Source organism: Escherichia sp. KTE172, from assembly GCF_000408845.1.
GTDB classification, from domain to species: Bacteria; Pseudomonadota; Gammaproteobacteria; order Enterobacterales; family Enterobacteriaceae; genus Escherichia; species Escherichia coli.
Window position 1 is genome coordinate 2,570,229 of sequence record NZ_KE137316.1, and the last position, 14,324, is coordinate 2,584,552.

General features: G+C 52.5%; 11 protein-coding genes. 7 read left to right on the plus strand and 4 right to left on the minus strand.

Features of this window, described 5'->3' with window-relative positions; translation table 11 throughout:
* Positions 1-21 precede the first annotated feature (21 nt).
* Positions 22-582: an ADP compounds hydrolase NudE gene (gene nudE, locus G434_RS11505; RefSeq protein WP_000045739.1), complete on the minus strand. Its 561-nt coding sequence runs from the start codon at positions 580-582 to the stop codon at positions 22-24.
* Positions 583-901: 319 nt separating this feature from the next.
* On the opposite strand from nudE, the gene igaA reads away from it, so the two are divergent.
* The 4 genes from igaA (at position 902) to hslO (ending at position 5,085) form a co-directional block, all read left to right on the plus strand.
* Entirely contained in the window at positions 902-3,037 is a 2,136-nt protein-coding gene (igaA, locus tag G434_RS11500) for an intracellular growth attenuator protein IgaA (protein WP_000104509.1), read from the plus strand.
* Positions 3,038-3,101: 64 nt separating this feature from the next.
* On the plus strand, positions 3,102-3,770 hold the full coding sequence (gene yrfG / locus G434_RS11495) for a GMP/IMP nucleotidase (protein ID WP_001309802.1): 669 nt from the start codon (positions 3,102-3,104) through the stop codon (positions 3,768-3,770).
* A 10-nt stretch (positions 3,771-3,780) separates the two neighbouring features.
* A complete protein-coding gene (gene hslR, locus G434_RS11490) occupies positions 3,781-4,182 on the plus strand; it encodes a ribosome-associated heat shock protein Hsp15 (RefSeq protein ID WP_000660483.1) in 402 nt (133 codons plus the stop codon).
* Between the two features lie 24 nt (positions 4,183-4,206).
* Complete coding sequence (gene hslO, locus G434_RS11485) at positions 4,207-5,085, plus strand: Hsp33 family molecular chaperone HslO (protein ID WP_001135575.1); 879 nt, start codon at positions 4,207-4,209, stop codon at positions 5,083-5,085.
* 62 nt (positions 5,086-5,147) lie between these two features.
* Here hslO and G434_RS11480 read toward each other — a convergent pair whose 3' ends face one another.
* Positions 5,148-6,872 carry a DUF4153 domain-containing protein gene (locus G434_RS11480; protein WP_000370851.1) on the minus strand — a complete coding sequence of 575 codons (1,725 nt, stop codon included), beginning with the start codon at positions 6,870-6,872 and terminating at the stop codon, positions 5,148-5,150.
* Positions 6,873-7,250: 378 nt separating this feature from the next.
* On the opposite strand from G434_RS11480, the gene pckA reads away from it, so the two are divergent.
* A complete protein-coding gene (pckA, locus tag G434_RS11475) occupies positions 7,251-8,873 on the plus strand; it encodes a phosphoenolpyruvate carboxykinase (ATP) (protein ID WP_001309803.1) in 1,623 nt (540 codons plus the stop codon).
* Between the two features lie 75 nt (positions 8,874-8,948).
* On the opposite strand, the gene envZ is transcribed toward pckA, so the two are convergent.
* Together envZ and ompR are read right to left on the minus strand one after the other, a co-directional pair.
* Positions 8,949-10,301 (minus strand): two-component system sensor histidine kinase EnvZ, encoded by a 1,353-nt coding sequence (gene envZ, locus G434_RS11470; protein WP_001253709.1) that lies wholly within the window; start codon positions 10,299-10,301, stop codon positions 8,949-8,951.
* A complete protein-coding gene (ompR, locus tag G434_RS11465; RefSeq protein ID WP_001157751.1) occupies positions 10,298-11,017 on the minus strand; it encodes an osmolarity response regulator transcription factor OmpR in 720 nt (239 codons plus the stop codon). Before ompR ends, envZ begins: the two co-directional genes overlap by 4 nt.
* Before the next feature lie 227 nt (positions 11,018-11,244).
* Here ompR and greB point away from each other — a divergent pair, with 227 nt between their 5' ends.
* Positions 11,245-11,721, plus strand: a complete 477-nt coding sequence (greB, locus tag G434_RS11460; RefSeq protein WP_000856744.1) for a transcription elongation factor GreB — start codon at positions 11,245-11,247, stop codon at positions 11,719-11,721.
* Positions 11,722-11,817: 96 nt separating this feature from the next.
* Positions 11,818-14,139 (plus strand): Tex family protein, encoded by a 2,322-nt coding sequence (locus G434_RS11455; RefSeq protein ID WP_000980764.1) that lies wholly within the window; start codon positions 11,818-11,820, stop codon positions 14,137-14,139.
* Positions 14,140-14,324 lie beyond the last annotated feature (185 nt).

Consider the following 14,324-nt stretch of genomic DNA (forward strand, 5'->3'; position numbering starts at 1 on the left):
CATCAGGCAAACCTCACGCATTTACACTCGCCCCTGCCCCTTCAACCATTCGCGCACGAGGAACAGCGCGCTGACATTACGCGCTTCGTTGAAGTCAGGGTCTTCCAGCAAATCCATCATATGCGCCAGCGGCCAGCGCACCTGTGGTAGCGGCTCTGGCTCATCGCCTTCCAGCGATTCCGGGTAGAGATCTTGCGCTACCACGATATTCATTTTGCTGGAAAAGTAAGACGGTGCCATACTGAGCTTCTTCAAAAAAGTCAGATCGTTCGCACCAAATCCCACCTCTTCTTTTAGCTCGCGGTTCGCGGCTTCGAAGACGCTTTCACCCGGATCAATTAATCCTTTCGAAAAACCTAATTCGTAGGATTCAGTTCCCACTGCGTATTCGCGGATCAGGATCAGGTGATCGTCCACAATCGGCACAATCATCACTGCTTCCCGGTTGGTTGGACGCATTCGTTCATAAACACGCCGCACGCCATTGCTGAACTCCAGATCCACGCTTTCGACGGTAAACAGTCGGGAACGGGCTACAGTTTCAACATTCAGAATGGTGGGTTTTTGTAATGATTTGCTCATCGTGGGATCTATGCTGTGAAATCAGCGGTTATTGTGCGATATAGGACACGCTTTCGGCAATGTGAATTGCATGTTATTTACATTTATGTAACTTAATAAATAATCGTCCTCAAATCAAATTAAAAGTCAATAGGTTGAAATAACTCCAGGAATTTGCTGATATTCCGCCTTCAGAGGGTTTGCTATGATCAGCGGTTACTGTGATGTGCTTAATGATGCTCAAGTTAAACTCCACGCTTGCCGATAGCCAACCGCAGAATCATGTATTGTGTCCGGTGCGACTGACCACGCCTGACAGACTAAGTAAGATGGGGAAAGCATGAGCACCATTGTGATTTTTTTAGCTGCTTTGCTGGCCTGCTCACTACTTGCGGGATGGCTGATAAAAGTGCGATCCAGACGGCGTCAGCTGCCCTGGACCAACGCCTTCGCGGATGCGCAAACGCGTAAACTCACACCTGAAGAACATAGCGCCGTTGAAAATTATCTTGAGAGCCTGACGCAGGTATTACAGGTGCCTGGCCCAACGGGAGCCAGCGCGGCACCGATCTCTCTGGCGCTGAATGCCGAAAGCAACAACGTCATGATGCTGACACACGCTATCACGCGTTACGGCATCTCTACCGACGATCCGAATAAATGGCGTTACTACCTCGATTCGGTAGAAGTCCACCTGCCCCCTTTCTGGGAGCAGTACATCAACGATGAGAATACCGTTGAACTGATTCATACCGATTCGCTGCCGCTGGTTATTTCACTCAACGGTCATACGCTGCAGGAGTACATGCAGGAAACTCGCGGCTATGCCTTGCAACCTGTTCCGTCAACACAGGCGTCGATTCGCGGGGAAGAGAGTGAGCAAATCGAGCTACTCAATATTCGCAAAGAAACGCACGAAGAGTATGCGCTAAGTCGTCCGCGCGGGCTGCGCGAAGCGTTGCTGATTGTCGCCTCCTTCCTGATGTTCTTTTTCTGCCTGATTACCCCGGATGTATTTGTTCCGTGGCTGGCAGGCGGCGCGTTACTGCTGCTGGGCGCAGGACTGTGGGGGCTATTCGCGCCCCCGGCAAAATCCTCCCTGCGGGAAATTCATTGTCTGCGCGGTACACCCCGTCGTTGGGGATTGTTTGGCGAAAACGATCAGGAACAGATCAACAATATTTCACTCGGTATTATCGACCTGGTCTACCCCGCACACTGGCAGCCCTACATTGCTCAGGATCTCGGTCAACAAACCGATATCGATATCTATCTCGACCGCCACGTAGTGCGTCAGGGGCGATATCTTTCGCTCCATGATGAAGTAAAAAACTTTCCGTTACAGCACTGGCTGCGCAGTACGATTATCGCTGCGGGCTCGCTACTGGTGCTGTTTATGCTGTTATTCTGGATCCCGCTGGATATGCCGCTGAAATTCACCCTCTCGTGGATGAAAGGCGCGCAGACCATTGAAGCCACCAGCGTGAAACAACTGGCTGACGCTGGCGTGCGGGTTGGCGATACATTGCGTATTAGCGGTACGGGAATGTGTAATATTCGCACTTCCGGTACCTGGAGCGCGAAAACCAACTCACCTTTTTTACCGTTTGACTGCTCGCAGATCATCTGGAATGACGCCCGCTCATTGCCATTACCAGAATCTGAATTGGTCAACAAAGCGACGGCATTGACCGAAGCAGTTAATCGCCAGCTGCACCCTAAACCGGAAGATGAATCTCGCGTCAGCGCCTCATTACGTTCAGCAATTCAAAAATCCGGCATGGTATTGCTTGATGATTTTGGCGACATAGTACTGAAGACAGCGGATCTGTGTTCTGCCAAAGATGACTGTGTGCGACTGAAAAATGCGCTGGTCAATCTCGGTAACAGTAAAGACTGGGACGCGCTGGTAAAACGCGCCAACGCCGGGAAACTCGATGGCGTGAATGTGTTATTACGCCCGGTGAGTGCGGAATCGCTGGATAACCTGGTGGCCACCTCTACCGCGCCGTTTATCACGCATGAAACGGCGCGAGCGGCACAATCACTAAACAGTCCGGCCCCCGGCGGGTTCCTGATTGTCAGCGACGAAGGCAGCGATTTTGTTGATCAGCCCTGGCCTTCGGCATCACTTTACGACTATCCGCCGCAAGAACAGTGGAACGCTTTCCAGAAACTGGCACAAATGCTGATGCATACGCCGTTTAACGCCGAAGGTATCGTCACAAAAATCTTCACTGACGCCAATGGTACGCAGCATATTGGCCTTCATCCGATCCCGGATCGTTCCGGCCTGTGGCGCTATCTCAGCACCACGCTGCTGCTACTGACGATGCTGGGTAGCGCCATTTATAATGGCGTACAGGCCTGGCGTCGTTACCAGCGTCATCGTACTCGCATGATGAAGATTCAGGCCTATTATGAAAGCTGCCTGAACCCACAACTGATCACCCCTTCAGAAAGCCTTATCGAATAACACGTTTGCGCGGCAGGTTATGCTACCCTGTCGCGCAAATTGCTTCACTCTGGAGATTTCCCTCATGCATATCAACATTGCCTGGCAGGACGTAGATACCGTTCTGCTGGATATGGACGGCACGTTGCTCGACCTCGCCTTCGATAACTATTTCTGGCAAAAGCTGGTGCCTGAAACATGGGGCGCGAAAAACGGGGTTACGCCACAGGAAGCGAGGGAATATATGCGCCAGCAATATCACGACGTACAGCATACGCTAAACTGGTACTGTCTTGATTACTGGAGTGAGCAACTGGGTCTGGATATCTGTGCGATGACCACCGAGATGGGACCGCGCGCCGTACTGCGTGAAGATACCATTCCGTTTCTTGAGGCACTGAAAGCCAGCGGTAAGCAGCGAATTTTGCTCACCAATGCTCATCCGCACAACCTGGCGGTAAAACTTGAGCATACCGGTCTGGACGCACACCTTGATTTATTACTTTCCACCCACACATTTGGTTATCCGAAAGAGGATCAGCGGTTATGGCATGCGGTGGCCGAAGCTACGGGACTGAAAGCTGAAAGAACGCTGTTTATTGATGACAGCGAAGCGATTCTCGATGCTGCCGCGCAATTTGGTATTCGTTACTGCCTCGGCGTGACTAATCCTGACTCCGGGATTGCCGAGAAACAGTATCAACGCCATCCGTCACTGAATGACTACCGCCGCCTGATCCCCTCGCTAATGTGAAGGAGACGCCATGAAAGAAAAACCTGCTGTTGAGGTTCGACTGGATAAATGGCTATGGGCTGCCCGTTTTTATAAAACCCGCGCGCTGGCCCGTGAAATGATTGAAGGCGGTAAGGTGCATTACAACGGGCAGCGCAGCAAGCCGAGCAAAATCGTCGAGCTGAATGCCACGCTCACTCTGCGCCAGGGAAATGACGAACGCACGGTGATTGTAAAGGCGATTACTGAACAGCGTCGCCCCGCCAGCGAGGCAGCCTTGCTGTATGAAGAGACTGCGGAAAGTGTAGAGAAACGCGAAAAAATGGCGCTGGCACGTAAACTTAATGCCTTAACCATGCCGCACCCGGACCGACGCCCGGACAAAAAAGAGCGCCGCGACCTGTTACGATTTAAACACGGCGACAGTGAATAACTGTCACCTGCAAGAGAGATGATTATGCCGCAACATGACCAATTACATCGCTATCTGTTTGAAAACTTTGCCGTGCGCGGCGAACTGGTAACCGTTTCGGAAACCCTGCAACAGATCCTTGAGAATCACGATTATCCGCAGCCCGTTAAAAACGTGCTGGCAGAACTGCTGGTTGCGACCAGCCTGTTAACCGCTACGCTGAAGTTTGATGGTGATATCACCGTACAGCTGCAAGGCGACGGTCCGATGAATCTGGCGGTTATTAACGGTAACAACAACCAGCAGATGCGCGGTGTAGCGCGCGTGCAGGGAGAAATTCCAGAAAATGCCGACCTGAAAACGCTGGTCGGCAATGGTTACGTGGTGATCACCATCACCCCGAGCGAAGGTGAACGCTATCAGGGCGTGGTGGGTCTGGAAGGTGATACTCTGGCGGCCTGCCTGGAAGATTACTTTATGCGTTCTGAACAGCTGCCGACGCGCCTTTTTATTCGCACCGGCGACGTAGACGGCAAACCGGCTGCAGGCGGTATGTTGTTGCAGGTAATGCCTGCGCAAAATGCCCAGCAGGACGACTTTGACCACCTGGCGACGCTAACCGAAACCATCAAAACCGAAGAACTGTTGACCTTACCGGCAAACGAAGTGTTGTGGCGTTTGTATCACGAAGAAGAGGTGACGGTTTACGATCCGCAGGATGTGGAGTTCAAATGCACCTGCTCGCGTGAACGTTGCGCCGACGCGCTAAAAACGCTGCCGGATGAAGAAGTCGATAGCATCCTGACGGAAGATGGCGAAATTGACATGCATTGCGATTACTGCGGTAACCACTATCTGTTCAATGCGATGGATATTGCTGAAATCCGCAACAACGCGTCTCCGGCAGATCCGCAAGTTCATTAATGAGTATGTCCGGCAGAGAGGGCTCTGCCGGATTTTACGACTAATACACCTGATGCGCTTTGTCACTCATTCAGATTCACATCCAGCCTTTCACCATCCACTACAAGATCGCGCCACGCTTTAGGCTTCGTTCCCAGTTTTCCATCCTTCGCAGCTGTGAGTAATTTTTCTTTCGTTATATCACGCGGAAGTAAACTCATCGTAAGCTCTTGCCATTCTTTCTTGTCAGGATCAAAGCCATAGACAATGTATCTTTCATCATCAAAGGCAAAGAGGATCCGCTCTGCCCTGCCATCACTATTCAGATCTTGCTCGACCAGTACGCAGGCGTCTTTTTCAATACAGGTCATCACGTTATAGCGATCCTGGATTAAGGCCGACCAGAATGTCGCATCCGGTTTACCAGAACCAGGGGCAATTAACACATTTTCGGCTAATACTTTTTCCGATATCTGTTGCTGAAGATGTTGCTCTCCATCTAACGCCATTAACAGATCCCGCGCGCGTTTCGGGTCTTTCATAAACCCGGCATCGCTTTTCAGCGACTCAAGCGCCGCACGTCCATAGCGACCGCTCTGTTCGAGCATATAGAGACTTACCTGGTCTGGCGTGTTTTTGCCGCTCTGATAACGCGCCATATGACTGTTCACGCTAATGCGCATACTGTCCAGCACCGGAGAATTAAGAAGCACCAGTATTACCAACACCAATAACGAAACCGCAAGGTTCACTTTGCCCTGAAGAACAAGGGGGTTTTGCCCTTTACGCCAGACGATACTGACAAAATACCCCAGCGACCATACCAGTAACACCAGCACCGCCAGCGCACCCTGCAAGCGGTCGACAGTCCAGCCGTACTGAGCGACCCGCAGCCATAACGCCCAGGCGGCGACGAACACATACAGCGGAGCAACCAGCAGAGCGGTTTTAATCAGGCAACGCAACGGCCCCGTCCAGGGAAGTGACGATTTTTGCGGATCGCGGACAATAGCCATTAAGATCAATTGCAAAAAGGCCAGCGTCAACAGCAGCCCGGCGGCGGAGATGTGGCGAGAAATCGCGCTCAGGCCCGTAAACGGCAGGGTGATGATAAACATCAGGGTTAGCAATGATACTAACGGCAGCAACCCCGTGGCGATTAACGTTAACAACTTTTGAATAGAGTCGATTAAACGTGACTGTGTTCGCGCGAGGATCACCGCCAGCGCGGTAACCAGACCTAACGTGAGATAAATAAACCAGTCGGTTGCAAAAAAGAGCGTTTTGAAAAACGTGATGCCAACAAGTTTAAACAACTCGCCCCACAGTAAAAGCACCAGCCACGTCAGGCCATTGGCGAGAAAAATCACCAGTAATATAAGTACGTTATGCCATACTGACTGGTAAAAATAGCCATAGCGGCTACTGTCATTGCGGATGCGAAGGCTTTGTTGTATCCACGGTAGCAACAACATTGCCATCAGCAGCAGATAGCAGCCAAAATCCCAAAGCGCCTTTTCTGCTCTCCAGGGGTTCATGCCATCAATTTGCCACTTTAGCCAACCGCTCATCCCTAGCGTGGCAATAAACACCAGCGCCAGCCATCCCCAAAGGCGCTTCTGTTTAAAGGAGATCACGGAGAAGAGTAAAACGGATGAAAATGCGACGGTCGCAGGCACGCCATAAACAATCCAACTGAGATTTTTTCCGGCAAGCCAGGCGATCAGTAGGTAGCAAACCAGACCCTGAAGTAATCCGGTAGCAATCATCCCCCAGCGTGTTGCGGGTGAAAGTTCAACGTTATCCACGTTAGTTATCCAGAATCAAAAAGTGGGTTAATTATCGCATCCGGGCCGTAGTATTTTGCTTTTTTCAGAAAATAATCAAAAAAAGTTAGCGTGGTGAATCGATACTTTACCGATTGAATTTGCATCAATTTCATTCAGGAATGCGATTCCACTCACAATATTCCCGCCACATAAACCAAGATTTAACCTTTTGAGAACATTTTCCACACCTAAAATGCTATTTCTGCGATAATAGCAACCGTTTCGTGACAGGAATCACGGAGTTTTTTGTCAAATATGAATTTCTCCAGATACGTAAATCTATGAGCCTTGTCGCGGTTAACACCCCCAAAAAGACTTTACTATTCAGGCAATACATATTGGCTAAGGAGCAGTGAAATGCGCGTTAACAATGGTTTGACCCCGCAAGAACTCGAGGCTTATGGTATCAGTGACGTACATGATATCGTTTACAACCCAAGCTACGACCTGCTGTATCAGGAAGAGCTCGATCCGAGCCTGACAGGTTATGAGCGCGGGGTGTTAACTAATCTGGGTGCCGTTGCCGTCGATACCGGGATCTTCACCGGTCGTTCACCAAAAGATAAGTATATCGTCCGTGACGATACCACTCGCGATACTTTCTGGTGGGCAGACAAAGGCAAAGGTAAGAACGATAACAAACCTCTCTCTCCGGAAACCTGGCAGCATCTGAAGGGCCTGGTGACCAAACAGCTTTCCGGCAAACGTCTGTTCGTTGTCGACGCCTTCTGTGGTGCGAACCCGGATACTCGTCTTTCCGTCCGTTTCATCACCGAAGTGGCCTGGCAGGCGCATTTCGTCAAAAACATGTTTATTCGCCCGAGCGATGAAGAGCTGGCAGGTTTCAAACCAGACTTTATCGTTATGAACGGCGCGAAGTGCACTAACCCGCAGTGGAAAGAACAGGGTCTGAATTCCGAAAACTTCGTGGCGTTTAACCTGACCGAGCGCATGCAGCTGATTGGCGGCACCTGGTACGGCGGCGAAATGAAGAAAGGGATGTTCTCAATGATGAACTACCTGCTACCGCTGAAAGGTATCGCTTCTATGCACTGCTCCGCCAACGTTGGCGAGAAAGGCGATGTTGCGGTGTTCTTCGGCCTTTCCGGCACCGGTAAAACCACCCTTTCCACCGACCCGAAACGTCGCCTGATTGGCGATGACGAGCACGGCTGGGACGATGACGGCGTATTTAACTTCGAAGGCGGCTGCTACGCAAAAACTATCAAGCTGTCGAAAGAAGCGGAACCTGAAATCTACAACGCTATCCGTCGTGATGCGCTGCTGGAAAACGTCACCGTGCGTGAAGATGGCACTATCGACTTTGATGATGGTTCAAAAACCGAGAACACTCGCGTTTCTTATCCGATCTATCACATCGAAAACATCGTTAAGCCGGTGTCCAAAGCGGGCCACGCAACTAAAGTTATCTTCCTGACCGCAGACGCTTTTGGTGTGCTGCCGCCGGTTTCTCGTCTGACTGCCGATCAAACCCAGTATCACTTCCTCTCTGGCTTCACCGCCAAACTGGCCGGTACTGAGCGTGGCATCACCGAACCGACGCCCACCTTCTCCGCTTGCTTCGGCGCGGCATTCCTGTCGCTGCACCCGACTCAGTACGCAGAAGTGCTGGTGAAACGTATGCAGGCGGCAGGTGCGCAGGCGTATCTGGTTAACACCGGCTGGAACGGCACTGGCAAACGTATCTCGATTAAAGATACCCGCGCCATTATCGACGCCATCCTCAACGGTTCGCTGGATAACGCAGAAACCTTCACTCTGCCGATGTTTAACCTGGCGATTCCGACCGAGCTGCCGGGTGTTGACACGAAGATCCTCGATCCGCGTAATACCTACGCTTCTCCGGAACAGTGGCAGGAAAAAGCTGAAACCCTGGCGAAACTGTTTATCGACAACTTCGATAAATACACCGACACCCCTGCGGGTGCCGCGCTGGTAGCGGCTGGTCCGAAGCTGTAATGATTTGAAGCTGGAGAATATCTATCCAGTATCTTATAGAAAGCAAAACGGGAGGCACCTTCGCCTCCCGTTTATTTACCCTTCTTTTGTCGTGCCCTGCGCCCGCGTTACCGGCACAGGCAGCCAGGCGCGAATGGAAAGCCCGCCCCGTTCGCTGGTGCCAAGCTCCAGCATCCCGTTATGGTTATCCACGATACGCTGCACAATCGCCAGCCCTAATCCCGTGCCGCTAATGGTGCGCGCACTGTCGCCGCGAACAAACGGCTGGAACAGGTGCTTACGTTGTTCCGGCGCAATTCCCGGACCGTCATCTTCCACCTGGAACCAGGCGCGATTCGGCTCCGTTCCGCTGCTGACTTTGATCCAGCCATTGCCGTAACGGGCGGCGTTGACCACCATATTCGCCACCGCACGTTTGATCGACAGCGGGTGCATTTTCACCTCAATGCTGCCGGGGTAAAGCGCGGTTTCAATTTCCCGCTCATAGCCACTTTCGGCGGCAATCACCTCACCGAGCACTGCGTTGAGATCCGCCATTTCCATCGGCATCTCCTGCCCGGTGCGCAGGTAGTCGATAAACTGCTCAATGATGGCGTTGCACTCTTCGATATCTTTATTGATCGATTCTGCCAGGTAGCCATCCTGCTCGCTCATCATCTCGGTTGCCAGGCGAATGCGCGTCAGCGGCGTGCGCAGATCATGACTTACCCCCGCCATCAGCAGCGTGCGGTCATCCGCCAGTTGCTTAACACCAGCCGCCATATGGTTAAAGGCGCGGGTAACCGAACGCACCTCGGACGCGCCATATTCACGCAGCGGCGGCGGAATAATTCCTTTACCAACCTGCAAGGCTGCGTGTTCGAGATCGACCAACGGTCGGTTCTGGATACGAATAAACAACCACGCCCCGCCTATCGCCAATAGCATAATCGCCAACGTATAGCGGAACAGCGGAGAAAAATCGCCCTGATGAATTTCGGTCAGCGGCACGCGCACCCAGATATTGGGCGACAGCCAGGTTTTCAGCCAGACGACAGGCGAACTTTTGTTGACCTCAACGCGTACTTCCGTCGGGCCGCCCAGTTGCTGCGCCATCTGATGGCTTAAGAATTCATAGTGTTGTGCCCAACGCAGACCTGCCTCTTCAGCAGCTTCGTTGGAGTAGAGAGAGATCCCCAGCTCACGGTAGATCTCCCGACGGAAAGCGGGAGGCACAACCAACTGCGTACCGTCCTCCAGTTGCAGTTTGTCGGTCATCAACATACGCACTTCGTACGCGAGGACTTTATTAAACTGCTGGAGGCTCGGCAAAATCGCGAAGTTCAGCACCACCAGATAAGTCGTCACCAGGCTGACGAACAGCAAGGTGACGATGAGCAATAACGTACGGGCAAATGAACTTCGTGGCGAGAAGCGCAATCGCCTCATGCTTTAGAACCGTCCGGTACAAAGACGTAGCCCAGACCCCAGACGGTCTGAATGTAACGCGGATGCGCCGGATCTTCTTCCACCATGCGGCGTAGACGCGAAATCTGCACGTCGATGGAGCGTTCCATTGCGGAGTATTCACGGCCACGGGCAAGGTTCATAAGCTTATCGCGGGAGAGCGGCTCACGCGGATGGCTGACCAATGCCTTCAGTACCGCAAACTCACCGCTGGTGAGCGGCATCGGCTCATCTTCGCGGAACATTTCACGCGTACCGAGGTTAAGTTTGAACTTACCGAAAGCAATTACCGCCTCTTCCTGTGACGGCGCGCCCGGCAGTTCGTTGGCCTGACGACGCAGCACCGCACGAATGCGGGCCAGCAATTCACGCGGGTTAAACGGTTTTGGAATGTAGTCGTCAGCGCCAATCTCCAGGCCAACGATACGGTCCACTTCTTCCCCTTTCGCCGTCACCATAATGATCGGCATCGGGTTGCTCTGGCTACGAAGACGTCGGCAAATCGACAAGCCATCTTCACCAGGTAACATCAAATCCAGTACCATAAGATGGAAAGATTCACGAGTCAGCAGGCGATCCATCTGTTCTGCATTAGCGACGCTTCGAACCTGGAAGCCTTGTTCGGTGAGATAACGTTCCAGCAGCGCGCGCAGGCGCATATCGTCATCGACCACCAGAATCTTGTAGTTCTCTTGCATTGTTTGTACTCCCAAAGGTTCGCAACAATTTGTAAGCGTGTATTCTTAAAAAAGCTCACGTTCGTCACCAGCTAAATCTGGTATGAATTTCAGCCTAAATTGTTACAAAGCATATTAAACAGCAGCTTAAGTATACAATTTATTCGGCGAAACATTATTGATTCTGTTGATATGATCACGTTATACCCAATGTGCGCATTATCAAACAGACAAAGGGAATCAACGAGATGAAAACGCCCCTGGTTACCCGGGAAGGGTATGAAAAACTCAAACAAGAGCTTAATTATCTCTGGCGTGAAGAACGCCCGGAGGTCACAAAAAAGGTGACCTGGGCCGCAAGTCTGGGCGACCGCAGCGAAAATGCTGACTATCAGTATAATAAAAAGCGCCTGCGTGAAATCGACCGTCGCGTGCGCTATCTCACTAAATGCATGGAAAATCTCAAAATCGTCGATTACTCCCCGCAGCAGGAAGGCAAAGTCTTTTTTGGTGCGTGGGTGGAGATTGAAAACGACGATGGCGTGACTCACCGTTTCCGTATTGTCGGCTACGATGAAATTTTTGGTCGTAAAGATTACATCTCTATCGATTCCCCGATGGCTCGCGCATTGTTGAAAAAAGAGGTGGGCGATTTGGCGGTGGTGAATACCCCTGCCGGGGAAGCGAGCTGGTATGTTAATGCTATCGAGTACGTGAAACCGTAAGGAAGAGTCTTAACCTCCTGCCGATGGCTGGCATTTTTGCCAGCCAGTCCGTATAACTATCCCCTGATTTTTGATCCGAAAAGATGAACTCAAACCATGATGAATGATTCGTTCTGCCGCATTATTGCGGGTGAAATTCAGGCGCGCCCGGAACAGGTTGACGCTGCCGTTCGCCTGCTTGACGAAGGGAATACCGTGCCGTTTATCGCACGTTATCGTAAGGAAATCACCGGCGGTCTGGATGACACGCAGCTGCGTAATCTGGAAACGCGTCTGAGCTATCTGCGCGAGCTGGAAGAGAGACGTCAGGCGATCCTCAAATCCATTTCCGAGCAAGGCAAACTCACTGACGAGCTGGCGAATGCCATCAACGCCACACTAAGCAAAACCGAACTCGAAGACCTCTACCTGCCCTACAAACCTAAACGCCGCACCCGCGGGCAAATCGCCATTGAAGCAGGGCTTGAGCCGTTGGCTGACCTGCTGTGGAGCTCTCCATCACACACGCCAGAAGTCGCCGCTGCACAATATGTTGATGCCGATAAAGGCGTGGCAGATACCAAAGCCGCGCTGGACGGCGCGCGCTATATCCTGATGGAACGGTTTGCCGAAGATGCCGCGCTGCTGGCGAAAGTGCGTGATTATCTGTGGAAGAACGCGCATTTGGTTTCTACGGTGGTGAGTGGTAAAGAAGAGGAAGGGGCGAAATTCCGCGACTATTTCGATCATCACGAACCGCTGTCAACGGTGCCTTCTCACCGCGCGCTGGCGATGTTCCGTGGTCGTAACGAAGGCGTACTTCAGCTTTCGCTGAATGCCGATCCGCAGTTCGATGAGCCGCCAAAAGAGAGCTATTGCGAGCAAATCATTATGGATCATCTCGGCCTGCGCCTGAACAATGCCCCGGCGGATAGCTGGCGCAAAGGCGTGGTGAGCTGGACGTGGCGCATCAAGGTGCTGATGCATCTGGAAACCGAACTGATGGGCACCGTGCGCGAACGCGCGGAAGATGAAGCAATCAACGTCTTTGCCCGTAACCTGCACGATCTGCTGATGGCGGCCCCAGCCGGACTGCGTGCAACGATGGGCCTCGATCCGGGTCTGCGTACCGGGGTAAAAGTAGCGGTGGTCGATGCAACTGGCAAACTGGTGGCGACCGATACCATTTACCCGCACACCGGACAAGCCGCAAAAGCAGCGATGACCGTTGCTGCCCTGTGTGAAAAGCATAATGTTGAACTGGTGGCGATCGGCAACGGTACAGCTTCCCGCGAAACTGAGCGTTTCTATCTCGACGTGCAGAAGCAGTTCCCGAAAGTGACCGCGCAGAAAGTGATCGTCAGCGAAGCAGGCGCGTCGGTTTACTCGGCTTCCGAGCTGGCAGCGCAGGAGTTCCCGGATCTCGACGTTTCGCTGCGTGGCGCGGTATCTATCGCCCGTCGTTTGCAAGATCCGCTGGCGGAGCTGGTGAAAATCGATCCGAAATCTATCGGCGTAGGTCAGTATCAGCATGACGTCAGCCAGACGCAGCTGGCCCGCAAACTGGATGCAGTAGTAGAAGACTGCGTAAACGCTGTTGGCGTCGATCTCAACACCGCTTCTGTTCCGCTGTTAACCCGCGTGGCGGGCCTGACGCGCATGATGGCGCAAAACATCGTGGCCTGGCGCGATGAGAACGGTCAGTTCCAGAACCGTCAGCAACTGCTGAAAGTGAGCCGTCTGGGGCCGAAAGCCTTCGAGCAGTGTGCGGGCTTCCTGCGTATTAACCACGGCGATAACCCGCTGGACGCCTCTACCGTTCACCCGGAAGCCTATCCGGTGGTGGAACGCATTCTGGCAGCAACACAGCAGGCACTGAAAGATCTGATGGGTAACAGCAGCGAGCTGCGTAACCTGAAAGCGTCTGACTTTACTGATGAGAAATTCGGTGTGCCGACAGTAACTGACATCATCAAAGAGCTGGAAAAACCGGGTCGCGATCCGCGTCCGGAATTTAAAACCGCTCAGTTTGCTGATGGCGTCGAGACAATGAACGACCTGCAACCGGGTATGATCCTCGAAGGCGCGGTGACCAACGTCACCAACTTTGGCGCGTTTGTCGATATCGGCGTGCATCAGGACGGCCTGGTTCACATCTCTTCATTGTCGAATAAGTTTGTGGAAGATCCGCATACCGTGGTGAAAGCGGGCGACATTGTGAAGGTGAAAGTGCTGGAAGTGGATCTTCAGCGTAAACGTATCGCCCTGACCATGCGTCTGGACGAGCAGCCTGGCGAAACCAACGCCCGTCGCGGCGGCGGTAATGAACGCCCGCAAAACAACCGCCCGGCAGCCAAACCGCGTGGGCGTGAAGCGCAGCCTGCCGGTAACAGCGCGATGATGGATGCGCTGGCGGCGGCAATGGGCAAAAAACGTTAAACGCCCTGGCTGGCCTACGGTTCAAATTTGCACGAAATCGTAGGGCAGATAAAGCGTTCACGCCGCATCTGGCAACGAACGCCTTGCCTGACATAAAAGTGCCGGAGAATATCTCCGGCCTTTTTATTCCACAGCCAAACTCACAATATATTTCGTTAATATTTATCACTTCATTAACAACTGAA